The organism is Lactobacillus sp. UMNPBX4 (assembly GCF_002554115.1).
Lineage (GTDB): Bacteria > Bacillota > Bacilli > Lactobacillales > Lactobacillaceae > Lactobacillus > Lactobacillus gallinarum.
On record NZ_PCZF01000003.1, the window covers coordinates 1 to 20076 of the forward strand.

General features: G+C 34.2%; 21 protein-coding genes and 1 tRNA gene. 17 read left to right on the forward strand and 5 right to left on the reverse strand.

Features of this window, described 5'->3' with window-relative positions; translation table 11 throughout:
- Positions 1 to 135 precede the first annotated feature (135 nt).
- From CP355_RS00995 to CP355_RS01050, 12 genes are all read left to right on the forward strand, one after another.
- Positions 136 to 795, forward strand: a complete 660-nt coding sequence (locus tag CP355_RS00995) for a putative quinol monooxygenase (protein WP_098036877.1) — start codon at positions 136 to 138, stop codon at positions 793 to 795.
- 51 nt (positions 796 to 846) lie between these two features.
- Positions 847 to 1509 (forward strand): glycerophosphodiester phosphodiesterase family protein, encoded by a 663-nt coding sequence (locus tag CP355_RS01000; RefSeq protein WP_098043697.1) that lies wholly within the window; start codon positions 847 to 849, stop codon positions 1507 to 1509.
- A gap of 58 nt (positions 1510 to 1567) precedes the next feature.
- Positions 1568 to 2539 carry a LacI family DNA-binding transcriptional regulator gene (locus CP355_RS01005; protein WP_199161196.1) on the forward strand — a complete coding sequence of 324 codons (972 nt, stop codon included), beginning with the start codon at positions 1568 to 1570 and terminating at the stop codon, positions 2537 to 2539.
- 199 nt (positions 2540 to 2738) lie between these two features.
- Complete coding sequence (locus CP355_RS01010) at positions 2739 to 4028, forward strand: sugar ABC transporter substrate-binding protein (RefSeq protein ID WP_098043698.1); 1290 nt, start codon at positions 2739 to 2741, stop codon at positions 4026 to 4028.
- A 20-nt stretch (positions 4029 to 4048) separates the two neighbouring features.
- On the forward strand, positions 4049 to 4933 hold the full coding sequence (locus tag CP355_RS01015; RefSeq protein ID WP_098043699.1) for a carbohydrate ABC transporter permease: 885 nt from the start codon (positions 4049 to 4051) through the stop codon (positions 4931 to 4933).
- The gene (locus CP355_RS01020) at positions 4926 to 5783 is read left to right on the forward strand and encodes a carbohydrate ABC transporter permease (RefSeq protein WP_098043700.1); all 858 of its coding nucleotides are present in this window, start codon (positions 4926 to 4928) and stop codon (positions 5781 to 5783) included. Before CP355_RS01015 ends, CP355_RS01020 begins: the two co-directional genes overlap by 8 nt.
- On the forward strand, positions 5783 to 7075 hold the full coding sequence (locus CP355_RS01025) for a glycoside hydrolase family 32 protein (protein WP_098043701.1): 1293 nt from the start codon (positions 5783 to 5785) through the stop codon (positions 7073 to 7075). Before CP355_RS01020 ends, CP355_RS01025 begins: the two co-directional genes overlap by 1 nt.
- 14 nt (positions 7076 to 7089) lie before the next feature.
- Positions 7090 to 8199 (forward strand): ABC transporter ATP-binding protein, encoded by a 1110-nt coding sequence (locus CP355_RS01030; RefSeq protein WP_098043702.1) that lies wholly within the window; start codon positions 7090 to 7092, stop codon positions 8197 to 8199.
- 116 nt (positions 8200 to 8315) lie between these two features.
- A complete protein-coding gene (gtfA, locus tag CP355_RS01035) occupies positions 8316 to 9758 on the forward strand; it encodes a sucrose phosphorylase (protein ID WP_098043703.1) in 1443 nt (480 codons plus the stop codon).
- Positions 9759 to 10051: 293 nt separating this feature from the next.
- Entirely contained in the window at positions 10052 to 11230 is a 1179-nt protein-coding gene (locus CP355_RS01040; protein WP_098043704.1) for an MFS transporter, read from the forward strand.
- A 186-nt stretch (positions 11231 to 11416) separates the two neighbouring features.
- Positions 11417 to 11488: transfer RNA gene (locus CP355_RS01045), tRNA-Gln, on the forward strand.
- A 772-nt stretch (positions 11489 to 12260) separates the two neighbouring features.
- Positions 12261 to 12674, forward strand: coding sequence for a hypothetical protein (locus CP355_RS01050; RefSeq protein ID WP_098037145.1), 414 nt, complete (start codon positions 12261 to 12263; stop codon positions 12672 to 12674).
- 62 nt (positions 12675 to 12736) lie between these two features.
- On the opposite strand, the gene CP355_RS01055 is transcribed toward CP355_RS01050, so the two are convergent.
- The 5 genes from CP355_RS01055 to CP355_RS01075 form a co-directional block, all read right to left on the reverse strand.
- On the reverse strand, positions 12737 to 13963 hold the full coding sequence (locus CP355_RS01055; protein ID WP_098037146.1) for a helix-turn-helix domain-containing protein: 1227 nt from the start codon (positions 13961 to 13963) through the stop codon (positions 12737 to 12739).
- A 141-nt stretch (positions 13964 to 14104) separates the two neighbouring features.
- Positions 14105 to 14425, reverse strand: coding sequence for a DNA-binding protein (locus CP355_RS01060; RefSeq protein ID WP_199161197.1), 321 nt, complete (start codon positions 14423 to 14425; stop codon positions 14105 to 14107).
- Between the two features lie 142 nt (positions 14426 to 14567).
- Positions 14568 to 14912 carry a hypothetical protein gene (locus CP355_RS01065; RefSeq protein WP_098037147.1) on the reverse strand — a complete coding sequence of 115 codons (345 nt, stop codon included), beginning with the start codon at positions 14910 to 14912 and terminating at the stop codon, positions 14568 to 14570.
- 2 nt (positions 14913 to 14914) lie between these two features.
- Positions 14915 to 15298: a hypothetical protein gene (locus CP355_RS01070; protein WP_098037148.1), complete on the reverse strand. Its 384-nt coding sequence runs from the start codon at positions 15296 to 15298 to the stop codon at positions 14915 to 14917.
- A 67-nt stretch (positions 15299 to 15365) separates the two neighbouring features.
- The gene (locus CP355_RS01075; protein ID WP_098043705.1) at positions 15366 to 15569 is read right to left on the reverse strand and encodes a helix-turn-helix domain-containing protein; all 204 of its coding nucleotides are present in this window, start codon (positions 15567 to 15569) and stop codon (positions 15366 to 15368) included.
- Between the two features lie 137 nt (positions 15570 to 15706).
- Here CP355_RS01075 and CP355_RS01080 point away from each other — a divergent pair, with 137 nt between their 5' ends.
- The 5 genes from CP355_RS01080 to CP355_RS01100 all read left to right on the forward strand — a co-directional run bounded on the left by CP355_RS01080 (position 15707) and on the right by CP355_RS01100 (position 19546).
- Positions 15707 to 16300 carry a helix-turn-helix transcriptional regulator gene (locus tag CP355_RS01080; protein WP_098043706.1) on the forward strand — a complete coding sequence of 198 codons (594 nt, stop codon included), beginning with the start codon at positions 15707 to 15709 and terminating at the stop codon, positions 16298 to 16300.
- Positions 16301 to 16393: 93 nt separating this feature from the next.
- Positions 16394 to 17563 carry a tyrosine-type recombinase/integrase gene (locus CP355_RS01085; protein ID WP_098043707.1) on the forward strand — a complete coding sequence of 390 codons (1170 nt, stop codon included), beginning with the start codon at positions 16394 to 16396 and terminating at the stop codon, positions 17561 to 17563.
- A gap of 454 nt (positions 17564 to 18017) precedes the next feature.
- A complete protein-coding gene (locus CP355_RS01090; protein WP_143468919.1) occupies positions 18018 to 18269 on the forward strand; it encodes a hypothetical protein in 252 nt (83 codons plus the stop codon).
- A 57-nt stretch (positions 18270 to 18326) separates the two neighbouring features.
- Complete coding sequence (locus tag CP355_RS01095; RefSeq protein WP_098043709.1) at positions 18327 to 18842, forward strand: hypothetical protein; 516 nt, start codon at positions 18327 to 18329, stop codon at positions 18840 to 18842.
- An 11-nt stretch (positions 18843 to 18853) separates the two neighbouring features.
- A complete protein-coding gene (locus CP355_RS01100; protein ID WP_098043726.1) occupies positions 18854 to 19546 on the forward strand; it encodes an SLAP domain-containing protein in 693 nt (230 codons plus the stop codon).
- The last annotated feature ends 530 nt before the right edge of the window (positions 19547 to 20076 follow it).

Here is a 20076-nt window from a genome sequence, read left to right on the forward strand (position 1 = left end):
TTCAATATACAGAATTTAATTTTCAAAAGTGTTCAATTTGAAATTGCAATTTTCGTTAACTGAAAAATAAAGAGTTCATTTTTTCACATTAGCTTATAATTGAGTATGTAAAGAATAAAAAACGAGGCAAGAAAAATGGATGAAACACCAATTTTTAAAATTACTAAATTAAATATTGCAGAAAATGATCGCGATGAATATATTCGCAAGGCTGAAAAGTATATGCGCGATTCTATCCCAGCTGAAGAAGGAACTTTAGTAATTGGTAGCGCTCATGATGATGCTAAGGGTGAAGACAATTACAAGATCGAATTATTCCGTAACAAGGAAGCTGAAGACGTGCACATCGCATCAATGTCAGCAGTAGATTTTGAAGAAACTGTAGATAGCATTAGCACTGACAAGAAGATCATCAACTTAAAGCCAGAAGTAATCACTACTCATGCACAAAAGGCTTTGAACAGCTATGCAGATAATTTCGTTATGCGTCTGGTAACTGTTGAAGTTAAAGAGAAAGATGCTGAAAAGTTCTCACATTCAGTTAAGAAGGAAATGACTACCAGCATTGCATCTGAACCAGGTATGGAAATTATGATGTCAGGTACTAACAAGGATAATCCTAACGAATGGAACTTTGTTGAAGTTTATGCAAACGATGACGCATATGATAAGCATGTACAAAGTCCTCAATATAAGGAATATATTGAAGAAACTGATGGTATGGTTATTAGAAGAGATGTTAAGACTCTTGTACGTGATGCATTGGCAACTCAAGGTGCAATTGTGTTAGATTAATTTTGAAAAAGGGATGCTGCCGTAAGGTGGTATTTTTTTGTAGGGTAAAATATGACAGAAACAATTATTTTTGCTCACCGAGGCTTGCCGGTGAAGTTTGCAGAAAATTCTTTAGAAGGGTTTCGCTATGCAGCAAAGCATGGTGCAGAAGGCGTTGAGTTTGACGTGCATATGACTAAAGATAAAGTCCCCGTAGTTATGCATGACGAAGAGATTGATCGGACAACTGATGGTAGTGGCTATATCAAGGATTATACGTTGAATGAGATCAGGAAGTTTCATCTGAAAAATGGTGAGCCTGTACCTATGTTGAGAGAACTTTTTGAAATTTTGCAGGATAAAGATTTGTACATTAACTTAGAGTTCAAGACTAATAAGATTCACGATAAGGGAATCGAAGCTATTGTTTTGGCATTGGTAAAAGAGTATCGCTTCGTGCATCCCATTATCTTTTCGTCTTTTAATTATCAAACGTTAAAAAACTGCCAGCAAATCGATCCGCATCAGCAATATTGCTTTTTAACCAAAGTTCCGGTTATTTTTCCACAAAGATTTGTTAGAAAAAATCATTTTGCGGCAATTCATCCACATTGGTACTTGCCAAGCAAAATTACACAGCGCATTTGGACTGTGGATAATCCTAAATTGGCTAAAAAATATATGAAACGCGGCGTAGCAGGCATTTTTACCAACAATTTTGAATTAATGAATTAGTTGAAAAAAGATTATTGAAGTATAATGAAAAAGAAAGTGAAAAAAAGAGGTGATAAAAGTGGCAACTATGAAGGATGTTGCTCAAAGAGCAGGGGTAGGAGTAGGTACGGTTTCTCGTGTGATTAATCATGTGCCAGGAGTTAAAGAAAGTACTCTAGTTAAGGTTAATCAAGCAATTAAAGAATTAAATTATATTCCAGATGAATATGCTAGAGGATTGAAGACCAATTCCTCAAGAACCATAGCTCTTATTTTGCCTTCAGTTTGGCATCCATTTTTCTCAGAATTCGCTTATTATGTAGAAAAACGTTTAGATAATGAAGACTATAAAATATTATTATGTAATTCTAACGGTAATCCAGCAGAAGAAGCAAAACATATTAAGATGCTGAAGCAAAATAAAATTGATGCAATTATTGCGATTACCTACAGTGATATTGGTCAATATATTTATTCCAATATTCCATTCGTTAGTTTAGACCGTTATTTTGATAAAAAAGTATCTTATGTTACATCGGATAATTATGAAGGCGGAAAATTAGCTGCTAAAGAATTGCTAGAGCATGGTGCTAGAAACTTAGCTTATGTTGGTAGTCATAGTAAATATCTTAATGGGACTATGCTAAGAAGAGATGGTTTTAGAGATTATCTCGAGGATATGGGAATTGATTATAAAGAGATCTTTTTGCAAGAACCTGTAAAAGACTTTACACCGTATCTTTTAGAGATGTTAAAAGATAATCCAGAAATTGATGGAATTTTTTGTCATACTGATTCATTATTGTTGAAATTAAGAAAAATTTTAAATCAATATGGATATAGAGTTCCTGAAGATATTCAATTAATAGGATTTGATGGGATGAATTTGTCCTCAGATCTTCCATTAGGGATATCTACAATTGCCCAACCTGTTGAGCAATTGGTCAATGGTGCAGTTGACTTAGTTTTACGCAAAATTGCGGATCCTAGTTTGAAAAATGAAGCTAAAATGTACCCAGTAAGATATGTTGATGGAAATACCACAAAATAACTGTTGACAAGTTATGAAAGCGGTATTATTATTTAAATGTAAGTTGAAACGTTTCCAAAAAAAGAAATGAAAATAGTTTTGTGCTAATGATTATTTTTTAAGGCAAAATAGAAACGTTTCAATTAATTAGAATTATGTTAGAGATAAGAAGCGTTTTATTTTTTTGAATAGAATTGAAACGTTTCAAAGGAGAGATACTATGGAAAAGTGGAAATTAGGAGTTGCAACAGTTGCCGCTATTGCAGCACTAGTTTTAGCAGGATGTAGCAATAACCAAGGGAGCAGCAACAGTAAGAACGTGACAATGTGGGTACACGTTTCAAATACTGACCCTGAAGGTAAGGCTCTTCAAAAGAATGTTAATGACTTTAATAAAGAAAACAAACACGGCTATAAAGCCAAAGTTCAATTTATTCCACGTTCTGGTTCAGGTGGTGGTTATGAAGATAAAGTTAATGCCGCTTTGAACTCCGGAAGTTTGCCAGATGTTTTAACTTTGGATGGTCCTAACACTGCTGCTTATGCTCATTCAAAGATTATTCAACCAATTGATAAATATATTACTAACAAGAAAGATATCTTACCAACCATTATTAAACAAGGTACTTATAAAGGTAAGTTATATGCTGCTGGCTATTCAGAATCAAGCATCGGCATCTATTACAACAAGAAGATGTTCAAAGAGGCTGGGATTAAAGATTCAGAAATTGCTACTTTACAGCATCCATGGACTTGGACTCAATTTAAAGATATTTGTAAGAGACTTAAAAATCACTTCCATGAACCAGCAATTAATATGAACTTGAATGACCACTCAGAAATGGCTCTTTATTCATTAGCACCATTTGTATGGTCAGCTGGTGGTAGCATTACTAATCCTGCTGGCACTAAGGCAGTTGGCTACTTTAATTCCAAGCAAACTACTTCAGCCTTCCAATTAATTCAAGACATGGTTAAGGATGGTTACACTACTATTTCACCAAAGGATAAAGGTTTTGAAACTGGCAAATATGCCATGATGATGACTGGTACTTGGGAAGTTCAAACTTTGCAAAACCAATACAAGAATTTGCAATGGGGCGTAATGCCATATCCTGTATCTCCAGCTACTCATAAGCAAGTTTCACCAACAGGCTCATGGCAATACGCAATGTCTTCTACAGCTAAGAACAAGAAGGCAGCTGGTGCTTTGATTAACTTCTTAATGAGTAAGAAGTGTATGTACCGCACCGATATGGCTAACACTGTTTTGCCAGCACGTAAGAGTGTATCTAAGATGATGATGCCTAAAGTTAATGAACAAATGAGATTCTTCATTAAGCAAAACCAAACTACGGGTCATGCTCGTCCAGTTTTAGTTAACTACCCACAAGTAACTAGAACATTTGCTGATACTGTTCAAAATGTAACTTTGTACAAGAAGAATCCTAATGTACAAAAGGTAATGAACGAACAAGCTAAAGTTATTCAAAAGTACCTTGAGAAATAGAGAAGTAAAGGGGAATCTTTATGCAAGTTAAAGGTATAAAGAGACAAATTGGGTGGCTGTACGTTTTCCCAGCTATTCTAATTTTACTAACATTTTTAATCATCCCATTTTTGATGTCATTTAGTTATTCTTTTACGAACTATAATATTTTGACACCATGGGCTAAGCAATATGTAGGTTTTACAAATTACATTAATACTTTTAAAGATCCTGTCTTTTTACAAAGTTTAAAAAATATTGCACAATTCGTTATCTTTATTATGCCGATTCAAGTTGGTGCGGCTTTAGGATTAGCTTTAATTGTTAATAAAAAGCGTCCCGGAAATACATTCTTTAAGATTTCATTCTTTGCACCACAAGTTGTATCTTTGACTGTTGTCTCAATTCTTTGGATGTATATTCTTAATCCTGACCAAGGCTTGTTAAATGGTATTTTGGGTATTTTTCACATTAAACCACAGCCATTTTTAACTTCACCTAAGCAAGCTATGTTTGCCATCATTGGGGTATCTGCTTGGCAGGGTGCTGGTTATCAGATGTTAATCTTTTTAGCAGGATTACAAAATATTCCAGATTCACTTTATGAAGCAGCTGAATTGGATGGAGCAAATAGTTGGCAAAGATTTTTACATATCACTTTGCCAATGCTTAAACCTACTTCAATGATGATCTTAACGACGACTTTCATTAGTGCTTTCAACTTGATGATTCAACCAATGATCATGACCCAAGGTGGCCCACAAAATGCAACTATGACACCAATCTATTACATTTATCGTACTGGGTTTACTGATCGTCAATTAGGCTATGCAAGTGCAATGAGTGTAATTTACGGCATTATCATTATTATCTTTACTATTATTCAAAGAAAGATCACAAACGCCGGAGGTGACGAGAATGCATAAATTTATGACACGTAGAAGATTTCACGTGATCTGGACTACAGTGTTAATTACAATTTTAGCTTTATTCTTCTTGTTCCCATTGGTTTGGATGATCGTTTCTTCAATGAAACCTGAATCTCAAATTTATGCCAACATCAGTAACTTTAAGGCATTCTTGCCTTCAGGTCATATTTCTGATTGGGGCAAAGCTTATGTAAGCATCTTCCATAGATTTCCAGTAATGAGATACATTTTAAACAGTGTATTTTATGCAACAAGTGTAACGATAGGTTCAATTGTAGTAAATGCTTTAGCTGGTTATGGTTTCGCAAAATTCAACTTTACAGGACGCAAACTACTCTTTGGTTTATTAATTGCATTATTGGTTATCCCAGGTACTACACTTTTAATTCAGCAATTCCAAATTGCTAAAACTATTGGTATTTTGAATACGCCTTTGGCAGTTATTTTGCCAGGTATGTCTAGTCCATTCTATATTTACATGTTTAGAAATGCTTTCGCAGCAATTCCAGATAGTATTACAGAAGCTGCTGAACTAGATGGGGCAAGTAATCTAAGAATTTTCTGGAATATCCTTTTGCCAATGACGCTTCCTACAGTTGCAACAGTTGGAACACTATCATTCATAGGTAGTTGGAACGACTATGTATGGCCATTAATGGTTTTGACCAATTCTGATCAATTTCCATTGCAAGTAGCTATTACAAATATTAACAGCACGAACCCAGTTTACATGAATCAAGTTATGGCTATTTTGACCATTTCTACTGTTCCTTTGGTTTTAGTTTATATCTTCTTCCAAAAGTACCTTACTCAAGGAATGGGTTCTGCAGGTAATGGTGATAAATAATGAAAGAAAATTCTTACTTATATGAAAAAATAAGAAAAATTGATAATGATGAATTGCGGCCACTTTTTCATTTCACTGCTCCAGTGGGTTGGATCAATGATCCTAATGGATTGATTCATTATAAGAATTACTGTCAACTATATTATCAATATAATCCTTATGCCCCACATTGGGACAACATGCATTGGGGACACGCTCGCAGCAAGGATGGTCTTCATTGGGAAGACATGCCAATTGCTATGAAACCTGATCATGAATATGACAAAACCGGTGTTTTTTCAGGTTCAGCTATTGAAAAAGATGGCAAGTTATATGTTCTTTATACAGGACATGTAGATGAAAATGGTCAAATTACGGAAACTCAATGTGTAGCTGTTTCGGATGATGGTGTTGATTTTAAGAAATATGAAAATAACCCAGTAATGACGGTAGCAGATTTGCCTGGAGAAACAGACGATAGCAACTTCCGTGATCCTAAGGTCTTTAAGCACGGTGACAAGTATTATTGTGTGGTTGCCGCAGCACTTGAAAAACATGGTAGCTTAGTTTTATTTGAATCAGATGATTTGCTTCATTGGTCATTTAAATCTGTTTTGCTTCAAGGTGAAGAATACGGCATTATGACCGAATGTCCCGATTACTTTAATATTAATGGTCAAGATTATTTAGCCTTTAGTGTAATTTTAGGCGATGGCAGAAATAGTGTTGTTTATCTTGCTAAGGGACATATGGATTGGCAAAACTTTAAGTTTAAGTTAGAAGAACAACATCGTTTAGATGATAGCGATGACTTCTATGCTTCTCAAAGCTTTGTAGATGAAAAAGACAATCGAATTATTATTCCTTGGTTGAGAAGTGCTGATCATGTTAACTATCTTGAAGAATCCGGTCATCTTTGGAACGGTATGATGGGGATCCCAAGAATGCTGACTACAATTAATGGTCAATTAATCCAAAAACCAATTGGAACAATAAATGATATGTCATTATCTGACAGTCAAGATATTGATTTAGGCAGTTATAAATTAACTGAAGAAATTCCTATTGATCATAGTTTGATATTAAAAGGCGATAATGGTGAGATTCACATTACTCGCAAAAAAGAAGATCAATATGTAATTGAAATTCATTCACCTGTATTTATTAAAACTGTTTCATGGCATCCAGATAATCATAAATTGACATTGGTGATTGATAATTCGAGCTTTGAACTCTTTAGTCAAAGTAAGACTTTAAGTATTGTTACTTTTGTTGCTGGAATAAAACAAGCAATGCTTAAAAAGGTAAATTAGCAAGGAAATGAAAAATGACAGAAGTAGATTTAAACCATATTTATAAAAAATATGATGGCAATGACAAGTATTCTGTAAATGACTTTGATTTGCACATCAAAGATAAGGAATTTATCGTTTTTGTCGGTCCTTCAGGTTGTGGTAAATCAACAACATTAAGAATGATTGCCGGTTTGGAAGATATTACCGAAGGTACGCTTGAGATTGATCATAAAGTCATGAATGATGTTGCTCCAAAGAACAGAGATATTGCGATGGTTTTCCAGAACTACGCTTTGTATCCACATATGACTATTTATGACAACATGGCCTTTGGATTAAAGCTTAGACATTATTCTAAGGAAGATATTGATAAAAAAGTAAAGCACGCAGCTGAAATTTTGGGTTTGACTAGCTATTTAAAGAAGAAACCCGCAGCTCTTTCAGGTGGTCAACGTCAGCGTGTTGCTTTGGGACGTTCAATTGTGCGGGATGCACCAATCTTCTTGATGGATGAGCCTCTTTCAAACCTTGATGCGAAGTTGCGTGTATCAATGCGTGCTGAAATCGCTAAGCTACATCAACGTTTAGGAACAACGACTATTTATGTAACACACGATCAAACCGAAGCGATGACTTTAGCTGACCGAGTAGTGGTTATGTCTGTAGGTAAGGTGCAACAGATCGGTACGCCATTAGAAGTTTATAACAAACCAAAGAACATGTTTGTAGCAGGTTTCATTGGCTCTCCACAGATGAATTTCTTCAATGTTCACTATAAAGATGGCCGAATTTCGGATGGTAAGGGTTTGAATATTGGCATTCCCGAAGGTAAGGCCAAAATGCTTGATGACCAAGGCTATAATGACAAAGATATTGTATTTGGTATTAGACCAGAGGATATTCATTCAGAACAAGCCTTCTTGGAAACTTGGCCAGATGCAGTAATCGATTCTACAGTAGTAGTTTCTGAATTATTAGGTGCTACAATTCAACTGTATCAAAAAGTTGACGGAACAGAATTCGTAGCAGATGTAAATTCACGTGATTACCACAAGCCAGGTGATCATGTAAAGATGGGCTTTGATGTTAACAAGGCACACTTCTTCGATAAAGATTCAACTATGGCCATTTATAATAATTAAAACTTTCCCCCTCTCTTTATAAATCGGCTTTTTCCTCAATGATCAAAAATAATTTTAAGGTTCGATCTTATTTTGAAAGATTGAGCCTTTTCTTGTAAATAGCAAAGGAATAAAAGATGAAGTTACAAAATAAAGCAATGTTGATTACTTATCCAGATAGTTTAGGACACAATCTTCAAGATTTATCTGATGTCATGGATAAATATTTTAAAAAGGCAATTGGTGGAATTCATTTATTACCAATTTTTCCTTCAAATGGTGATCGTGGCTTTTCACCAACGAGATATGATGTGGTTGATCCTAAATTTGGTACATGGCAAAATGTGGAAAAGTTAGGTCAACAATATTATTTAATGTTTGATTTTATGATCAATCATTTATCAAAACATTCTGAGTATTTCCAAGACTTTCAAAAGAAGCATAACGAAAGCAAGTATAGTGATTTGTTTTTAAGCTGGGACAAGTTTTGGCCAATAGGTCGTCCTACTCAAAGGGATGTGGACTTGATCTATAAACGAAAAGATAAAGCACCATACCAAGAAATAAAATTTGTAGATGACAGTCAAGAAAAAATGTGGAATACATTTGGCCCTGATCAAATGGACTTGGATGTTCGAACTAAAGTTACTCAAAACTTTATTAAGGAAAATTTGCAGAATCTTGCTAAGCATGGGGCAAGTTTGATTAGACTAGATGCTTTTGCATATGCGATTAAAAAGCTAGATACTAACGATTTCTTTGTAGAGCCAGAAATTTGGACATTGCTTAATCAGGTAAAAGATTATTTGAAAGACACTCCAGCCACTATCTTCCCGGAAATTCATGAGCATTACACGATGCCATTTAAAGTTGCTAAGCATGGCTACTTTATCTATGATTTTGCCCTTCCAATGGTTCTCCTGTATTCACTTTACAGTGGTGATAGTACGCAACTAGCTAAGTGGCTAAAGAAGTGTCCAATGAAACAATTTACTACTCTAGACACGCATGATGGCTTAGGAGTGGTTGACGCTAAAGATGTTTTAACGGATGAACAAATTGATTACACTACCAAGAAGCTTTATCAAATTGGGGCTAATGTTAAGAAAAAGTATTCTAGTGCTGAATATCATAATTTGGATATTTATCAAATTAATACGACATACTATTCTGCTCTAGGAAATGATGATCGAAGATATTTCTTAGCTCGATTACTACAAGTCTTTGCACCTGGTATTCCACAGATTTATTATGTCGGGTTATTAGCCGGACAAAATGACATCAAATTGTTGGAAAAAACAAAAGAAGGCAGAGATATTAATCGGCATTACTATGAATTAGATGAGATTAAGAAGGAAGTTCAAAGACCAGTAGTTAAGTCATTGATTAAACTTTTGGAATTCCGTAATTCGGCTGCTGCATTTGATTTGAATGGTTCAATCAAGATTAAAACGCCAAGCGATCATGAGATCATTATTACTAGAACTAATAAGGAAAACACCTCTGTTGCACGTGCATATGTTGATTTGAAAGAATTGAAATATCAAGTAAAACTGGATGAACAAGTTTTCATTTTCTAAGTAGAAAGCAAAAGAGCAGGTTGTTAATAACCTGCTCTTTTTTAGAAGATTAAAGAATTACTTCATTTATTGAGGTAAACCAAAAGCCCGCTATTAATTCATCCAAAAGTTAAACAGCGAGCTTTAAATGACAATTTTGTAATTTAGGTTTTCCGCTTTAATCATGGTCGGTATACCCCGGCGTGTTGTTCCAGCAACACGTCTTTTTTATTCCTCGTCGTTATAGCATGAAAGCCAAAATAAAACTATTTCTCTGCTAAAATAATCATTATCATTGTGTTGAAGGAGAAAATATGGCTGAAAAAATTAGTGTACACCGATTGCATATTCTAACAGCAATGTTCGTGCTAATTGCTTTCATGTTGGGATGCAACGAATTTATGGTAGTGGGCAACTTATCTTTGATTGCCAAATCTTATCATGAATCCCTTAGTCAAATATCATGGTTAGTTTCAACTTTTGCTTGGACTTATGCTATTGTGACGCCACTATTAGCGTTGTTTACAAATAAAATTCATAAGTATTATTTGCTGATAGCTCTTTTGTTGATCTTTTTAATAGGGACAATCTTGAGCTCATGCGCACCCAATATTGGCTGGTTGCTATTATCTAGAGTAACTACTGCTTCAGTGGCAGGGATGATTGAATCGCTTCTCTCCGTAATTGTTTACCAATTGTCGCATAATCAAAAGCAACGCTCGATGACGATTGCGTGGATTTATACCGGCTTTAGTATTGCCTCCGTAGTTGGCGTGCCACTCGGTACCGTAATTGCAGATCATTGGCGCTGGCAAGATGCCTTTATTATGTGTGCGGTGATTACCGCCGTGGCAACGATCGTTGCTTTTACAATTTTGCCTAAAAATCTGCAGGCTGGTGAAGGCAATTATCGAGATCAGACTCAAATCTTCAAAGATAAAACGATTTGGTATGGCATTATTTTCGTTATCTGTGGAGCGGCAACTCTTTATGGCTACTATACTTATATTCGTCCACTGGTTCACCAACAATTGAAGTTTGATTTAAGTACTTTGAGTTTGATCTTGCTTTTGCTTGGCGTTGTCGATATTTTTGCTAATCAAGTGGCAGGCAGGATAGCAGCTGGGAATGGTTTTAAGAAGCTGCGCTTTGTTTATGTATTAAATCTGATATTGTTAGCCATTTTCGGTATTATGTTGCAGAATCAGGTGACTGGGATTACCTGGATCTTTATCCTTGGTTTTACTGTAGCGATTTTTGGTTCAACTGCACAAGTTTTCTTCTTAAATGAAGCAACAAAAAAATATCCAGCCGCAATTAACTTAGCTTCAACGCTAAATGCAATTTTCTATAATGTAGGGATTGCCTTATCATCGATGACGGCAGGGCAGGTGCTAAAGCATAGCAGTCTTACAAATTTAAATTGGAATTCATTTACTTACTGTGTGGTAGCGACTGTGATGTGCTTTATTTTGGCTAAAAAGTTAGAATAATTACGATTATACTAATTACGATTAGTATAATCGTAATTAGATAAAGGGCTTTTATATTAAAAAATAAAATATCAAGAAAAAGTAAAATTTCCCCTTGCATTTTATTTTTGATTCCCCTATACTATTAATTGTTGAGCGGTTGAGAGATCGTTCAAATAGAACCAATCAAGTAAAAGGTTTGAAGATTGGGTTATAGCCAAGTGGTAAGGCAATGGTTTTTGGTACCATCATGCGCTGGTTCGAATCCAGCTAACCCAATAGAGTTATGGTTGTCTTAATATCAATGCTGTAAAACGTTGATGTTAAGGCATTTTTTATTTTCTGAATTGTTTTCAAACTTCATGAAATTATTGTTTTTAGCAATATTTTTAGCAATATAGGGAGTTGCGGACGGGTTTATTTAAGGCTGTTAAAATTGGTATAGCGTAGCAACATCGGCTCGCTTTTTTCATGTAAGAAATTGGCTAGAATGCTATAATACTAGGTATCATCATTATGTTAATAATTTAAATTGTCTGAATGTTGTTACAGTTTGTAGCAACATTTTTATTTTTCACTGCTGAATTTTCAGCCGTGAGATTCGACTGCCTAATTTTTAGCAGTCGGATTAGATTCCCTCAAAATTGTGGGGATGTCCTTTTTAGCATCTTAAATTTGTTAGTGGGTCGACTTAATAAAACCCGAAAAATTATTCTCATATTCAAGTAATTGTAAATACTGGTGGATTAATATTTTTAAACAAAAAGAAGCCCCACAAGTTGTATAGTTGTTGAGCGTAGTTTGTTAATATTATTTATAGATTTATGTCAGGCTTTAACAGGTTATGCATCCCTCAATGAATAGAATGTTTAAAATTTATAGCCTGTTTATCGTTTTTAAGTAGTTCATGTGTAATCATACGTGGACTATTTTATTTTGCTTAAATGAGCTTAAATTGATTTTTAGGATTAACATTTAATTTGATGATGCTAACTTTTGCTAACGTCTTAAAAGTAAAGCTGTAATTAATTTGATTGAGGTAAAAATATTTATGTCGAATAAAGAGATAGAAACAATTAAGACAAGTGATTACTTGAAAAATACTTTTAATGAATTAATTGCTATTTCTGGTAGATGCTACACTGAATTACTACCAGAAAACTTTACTAAGTTAAAACCATATCCTAAAAGTTGGAATAAACTAATAAGAGATGCTGAAAGATTGACATATATCACGGTTAAAGCAATGTATGAAATTGAAGATAGACCCAGAACACCATATAGAACTATCTTGGTTTCTTGCTATGTAAAAGGAATGTGGAATTATGAGGTACAGCATTTAATCGGATATTCGAAAAGTCGATACCAAATTTTCAAAAAGCAAGCTATAAAAGAATTTACGATTAGGTTTAATAGCAATATGACAAGATGCACGGATTTACCCCAAATTATATTAATTAATTGAGGCTAGAATTAAACACTAAAAAACAACAGCCGTATATTTAAATACAGCTGTTGCCAGTTAAATTAATTCGAATTAGTTTTACTTAGATAGTTTGGTAGATTGTTAGCTAGATCTTTAATAGATATTGTTTTGCCTTGCTGAATCAAATAATTAATAGCACTTTCAAAGTCATATAAGGTTAATCCGCTTTCTAGTTGCTTTTTTATTAAAGGTATTTGATCAAAAGAGATAATATAATTTTTAGTGGTGTAGCGTCTCAATATTTGCTGTAATACTTTACACTGATAGCCAATATTAAAACCATCATATGCAATATAATTAATCTCTTCTTTAACAGATTGAGCATCTTTATTATTAGATGTTTGATCTGTTTTTACTTTGGATGCTGAATTGTATGGAGTTATCTCTTTGCCCTTTTCTGAACCACTTTTCACAGTAATATTATATTTTTGTGTTTTAGGTGGGTGAGAAGTGCTTTGTTCAGCATCTAATTTATTTAATTCATAAATATCTTTTAAGCTTTCAGGTATAACAGAATTGACGCCCACTAAATCTTTATTAGAAGAAGACGAATGAAAATGAGTCTCTTTATTAATATTAATTAATACTTTATTAGTTGCTCGTTTTTGTCCTAGCTGGCTTCTCATTTTTGTCATAGGTGGCTTCTCATTTTTGTCATAGGTGGCTTCTCGTTTTTGTCCTACCTTTTGAAGTTTTCCACAGTCAATAGGTGGTAAATTAACTTCAATTCCTACACCCGTAATTGAGTTGAATATAATATAATTCTTTGATGCTAATTCTTTAATAGCACGCCCAATCGTTTTAGGTGTTTTGTTCAATTCCTTTGCTATATCTGTTTTAGAAACAATAAAGATAGGGCTAATATCGGGTATCTTTCTATCCTTATTAATTTTTGTTTGCTTTTGACTTCTAGAATAGAGCGAACCGTAGACCAGTAAAGCGTTTTGAGATAAATTTTTATTACGTATTATTGAAATTGGAATAAGAATATATTTTTTCTCGTTTACTTGTGCTACTTTGATGCTACGACCTTTGTAGTTAGCTTTTTGCTTGCTACTTATTAGTTTTGATCTTTTTAGATCATGCATTGAGCGTTGAATAGATGCAATAGACCTATTAAGCCGTTTAGCTAGTTCATTATCTGTAATATCGCACTTATGATATTTAGAATATAGTCCATTCAATTCTCCATATACCAATAAAGTAAGCTTAGACAGTTTATATTTTTGAATTAAAGCAAGTGGGATTTTTAAATTAGGATTAGTCATAATTCACCACTTCTCTTAGTAAAAAAACATCCTTGTTAGGGATGTTTTGATATACGTGTCAACAGCCTTAAATAAGCTCGTCCGCAATATTTCTTATTCAATCTGTTATAATTTGTTCTGTAAAAATTATTGCAATGGTTTTTACTTATTGCCTTTAACTACGCCAATAGTTAAAGGCTTTTTTGTTTGGTGTTTTGGTTTTTGTGACGGCATCTCATGATCTTTGAGCCATTGAGTTATTGACTGTTTACCATAGAGCTTGCGTCCGCCAATAACCGCCACGGGCATTCCTAATTTAGCCCAATAGCCTATCGTAGATTCAGCAACGCCAAAATATTTTGCTATGTCTTTACGATTTAAGTATGGTCGGGTATTAGTTACTTGCTGAATACCGTCTTTAACAATGGAAAATACCAGCGTTTTAATTTCTGCTGTTTGTTTATCATCTAATTTGACTTGCATGGTTTAAACTCCTTTTCTTAAAAATCTAGGCTTTCTAAGTAAGATTAAAAAGCATTGAGGTAAAGACACATAACCGCCCACGCTGTCGAGTTCTGCAAACTCTATTCTTATAGGCTTTATATGCAATCTATGTAAAATTCGTTTAATCATGATTTTCTTCTTTCTCGTTAACGCAATAATTGAAAACTTCACTTTGATCTTGTAAGCTTTCAGCACAAAAAATTAAATATTGCTTCAATTCATTTGAATTAATAGCTTGCTCTTTTTTATCGGAACTTGGCTTTAAATTAGCGGGACAGGTTACAACGTCCATGATTGTTTTAGCAATACTAGACGTAAATTCGCTGTTTTTCTTGAAGAAATCAGATAAAACCACATCATTCTTAGCTAATTGCTTCATAGAACCAGCGTATAAGGCTAATTCGAGTGAAGTCCCTTTAATTCTGTCATCATCTAAATTGAAATTTGATTCTTTTGTTTGTTGCATCTTTAGGCTTCCTTTTTATTAGATATAATGGCTATTTGTTGAGCCATTGGAGTATTTTCCATAGCTTTTAAAACTTGACCACGGCGTATATATTCCATTTGAGCGGTTTTTATGTATTCCGCGTATTCTTTTGGAGTTTTGAAACGATAATAGCCATTGTTAGTAGTACTACCAACGTCAAAATGTTTAAGCCGTAGCTTTCTAACTATGCTGATAACTGTACGTTTGTTTATATGCAAGATATTAGCAAGATATGAACCCTGTACGGCGTTCTCTTTACCAACGGGGAGAAGATCATATAATTTCTTTTCTTGCTTTGTGAGTGTGGCTTGTTGGCTAGGGAACGTTAAACCATTAAAATTTAAAGCTGTTTGCATGAAATTCATGTTATTCACCTCTTTTCTATTGGGATGCATCCCAGAAGCTAGGGCACTTGTTGAGCGCTCTTTTTATTTAATTAACTGTTACGTATTGGTCAATAATCCAGTCATTAACTTTCTTTACAGTAGTTGAAGTTAAATTTTGAGAATCATTATGAAGAATACGACTAATGGTAAAACGACTTGTACCTACTTCATTAGCTAATTCATCAATGGTCAAATTTCTTTCACCACGTTTGCGTTTTAGAGCAAGTACTTGTTTTGAACTTAGTTTCATGGCTTCAACCTCCTTATACAACCATAGTTGTTTTCAAAAAAGAAGTATATCACAACCAGTGTTGTTCAACAACCGCTGTTGTTTATTTTTGATAAAAAGTATAATATTCTTGATATATAAAGAAAGAGGTGAAAGCTTTGAATAGAATAAAAAAATTAAGAGAACGGCAAAATATAGGACAAAAAGAATTAGCCCAAAAGATTGGCGTTACACAACAAGCTATTAGTTTATATGAAAAGGGACAACGTAAACCTAAATTTGAGACATATATAAAATTAGCTAAATTTTTTAATGTGCCAGTTACTTATATCACGGGTATGTCTGATGTTAAAGATATGAAAGTTTATGATAATTTCGAGAATTGGTTAGAGCATGTAGCTGTAGAGTATTCGGATTCAAAAGGCGCAAAGGTTGCTCGTAATGAAGCGATGGCGTTAGCAAGAGAAATTACACTTAAACAATTTGACGCGTTGTTTAAAGCCGTGGAATATAGTGATTCGGTTACAAATGAAAAAGAATTAGAGAAATTACGCGATAAAATATCTAGCTCTTCTGAAATGTCTGATGTTGTTTTCTTAACTGGTAGTACATTTCAATTAGCTCTTAAAGCAAAAACAGGGGACGGCAAGGCACAAAAAGCATATAACCAAATTAATAAAATTATTAATAATTATTTTGGATACGATGATGAAGAAGAAATATATGAAATTCAGGGTAAAGATAATAAATAGTTGAAATTATATTACGTATTCAAAAATTATTCATCATGTTAACAGCTTTAAATAAGCTCGTCCGCAACAAGGCAATTTAAAGAGGTTATTAACATGAATGATGATATTAAGGTATACACCACACCTAGTGGCAATAAACGTTATAAATTCACTATCTATCTTGGTAGGGATGCAAGGACTGGTAGACCACGCCAAATAAGAAAGCAAGGGTACAAAACCGAAAAACAAGCTAAAAAAGACTTCTTACAAATTCAAGTTCAAATTGCCAACGGTGAGTATTCACCAGACAAACAGCAACGCTTGAAGTTTAAAGAAGTCTATGAAAAATGGCTTGATATTTATTCTAATGGCATCAAAGAAAGTACATTAGCTACCACAATACGAATTATTGAGGGGCATGTTTTACCAGATATAGGCAAGTATTACATTGATAGTATCAATATGCTTGAATGTCAGAAAGCCGTTAACAAATGGTACAAAGATGCACCACGAACATATAAAAAGTATATCCGCTATGCTAATAGGATATTCCATTATGCTATGCACCTTGAATTAATTGATAGTAGTCCAATGGATAAAGTCATGAGACCACGGGTAAAGCCTAGAAAGAAATATATCGACTTTTACACTAAAGACGAATTAAACAAATATCTTGAAGTAGCATATAAGTTTGGCATTGAAGCTTATACGTTGTTTTATGTTTTGGCGTATACAGGCTTGCGTAAAGGTGAGGCTCTAACGCTTGAATGGAAAGATATTGACTTTAAAAATAAAACTTTGAGTGTACAGCGCACTTTATCAAAGGGCATTAAAGACCGCCTATTAATTCAAACGCCAAAAACAATAAATAGTATCAGAACTATCTCATTAACTGCTGATACTGTGAAAGTTTTGAAGGAGTGGCAAGCGGAACAACGCAAGGAAGTTAATGTAATTAGCATTAAAGGTGGCGGCATCAATCAGGATAATTTTATTTTTAATGGCATGATTGATAACTACCCCGACAACATTCCACTTTCTTACACCACCGTTAGCACATGGAACAGCAAAATAGCCAAAAAAGCTAAGTTACGGCATATAAGAATCCATGATTTTAGGCATACTCACGCTTCTTTGTTGTTTGATGCTGGTATTTCTATGCAAGATATAAAAGACCGTTTAGGGCACGCCTCAATTAAAACCACAATGGATATTTACACGCACCTACCAAAGAAGAGACGTGAAAAAACAATGAATAAGTTTTCGGATTATATGGAATCGTAAGTTTTAAGATTATAATTTTTTGTAGCAATATTAATTGGAGTTTTTTGGAGTTTTTCAGGAATAAAAACCCGTTGAAAACATCAATTTGTAGCAATATTTGTAACAATATCATTTTGCTAATTGTGGCATCCCTTGATATTAGGGCACGTGGAGCGTTGGGAGTATGATCCCAGCTAACCCAATAAGTCAGATCAGGCAGTGAGCCTGATCTTTTTTTGTGCAAAAAATAAAGGCGAAGCCATTTATATACGACTGGCTGTAAATGCTTTTCTTTACATATGTATCATGCATTAATAAATTGTGTGCATATATGACCAAACTATTGAACTCCTTTAGTTATGAAATTACGATAATGGTGTTTTAAATGATTAAGTAATTCTAGTGGGAGTTAAGAAATGAGAAAAAGATATAGATATGGTGTTTTTATTGTCAGCACTATTTTGGCTGCGCACCTTTGGCAATGAATAATAATGTTGTTAAAGCTGATGCTATGGAAAAACCAGCTCAAAGTAATAATGCCAAAGGCGGTCAACAAGGTGCCACTGGTGAAGCTAATGGTACCCAAGGTGATCAACAACAAGGTAAGAGTACTAATGGTGTTGGTGAACAACAAAATGGTACTCAAACAGCTGGCAGCACAAGTGGTAAAACCCAAACTCCAGCGAATTCAGGCACTGGTACTGCGACTGACGAAAAAACACCATAAGGTGATTCAACCACTAACCCCGTAGCAAAACCCGATTCTGAAAATTCAGCAGTTAAAGTGCAACATGCTGGTACAAAGGAGGATGCTCATCAAATTACCGAAAGCCATGATAATTTAGATCCTCAAAAAGAAATTGATATTGATGCCACCAATTCAACCGAGTGGGATGCAGTAAAATATATAAAAGACAAATACGGTAAAAACATCCATATTAAAATTGATGATAGTGACGTAGAGTATGATTTTATTCAAGTAGTTGCTGTGCCTAGACAATTGGATTCAAACAAGTGGTATAGTTGGACACCTGTAGATAATCAATTTGGTAGTAAGGGTAATCAAGGTGATCCAATTAATCATGCAAAAAAGCTAATGGGTGGCGATCTCCCTGATGATATTGCTAATAGGGTAGTAGATGATAAAACTACTGGTAAATTAATTGAACAAACCGATGAATATGGTAATTTACCCACTATTGTAAGTGCTAAAAATGCGGATGGAAAAATTTTTAATTGGGTAGAGATAGATTTACACCCGCATTTAAATTCGTGGTTTCTAAAGGTGCTAAAGAAGTAGTCCCTATCTCTATGATTCAAGGTAGAAAACGCAATTCAATAAACGGCGAATTAGTAATTGATCCTACTGACCCAAGTTATCGTGAAGAAGTTTCTCCAACTACTCCAGCTGATATTTATAATCACCATAATACGGTGACTGTAGATCCAAACCAAAAGCAAAAAGATACAATTAATATCACTGATGATCCAGCTGCAACAGACAATCCATCAGCTTGGAAGGAGCCTACTGGTACAGATGATGGTGCTGGCTTTGATCTCACTCCAGCTGGAACTACTAGCATTAAAACCTCTAATGTTTCAAACACAACTGAAGTTCCGGAAAAAACAACTATCAATTCTGTATTTGTTCCTGATGACACAAAGATCAATGTAACTAATTTGAACAAGTTGATTTTCGTACACAATACCTTCATTTATGATGAAAATGGTCATGTTGTTCAAGAAGACGGTGCATATCAAATTAAGACTCAAGGTCAAAAAGTCAAGATTCTTGATAATGGACGTGTGTACAAATTTAACGGTCAAGAATATTACAAGATCGATTCAGGTGATCCAGATCATCCATACTATGTAAGAACAAGTTCTGTAGGTAAGGCCCCTAAGAAACAAGCCGTTGTAATGCGCGGTACTCTTAAGAGTTACAGAATTAATGTTTACAGTAAGAATGGTAAAATTATCGGTACTTGGAAGAAAGCAAAATAAGCTCAAACTAAAAAATAAATTCTAACCACAAATCAAAAGAGCATCTACTGCCAATTTCGCAATAGGTGCTCTTTTCGTTTTTAAGTATCAAATATTTCATGTTATAATCTGTATGTGAAAAGAAGCCAACGGATTGCAGCCGATGACTTCAATCGTAGTTTTAGATAACTGTATGCTTAGCTAATCCTTGTGATTAGCTTTTTTTGTTATTGCGTAGGCTATAGCCAAATTAATAGCTAATTTAACCAGAGTACCTAGAACGATGCTGATTGCAATAGCTCAAGCTAACACAGAGCACTAACCCTTCAGACTATCCAATTATGCATAACTCTCACCTCCGTAGTTTATAAAATGTTGAGGGGTGGTTAGTCATGCTAAAACTACTAAACATGGCAGTTGCAATCCACCCTTGTCTGTAAAATAGTATATCAAATTTCACTATAAAAAACGCATGTTCATTTTAAACGTACTTTTTTTATCTTTTCTTAAATTCTTTTACAATTTCTAACGATTTAGTAAAGATAATTGCA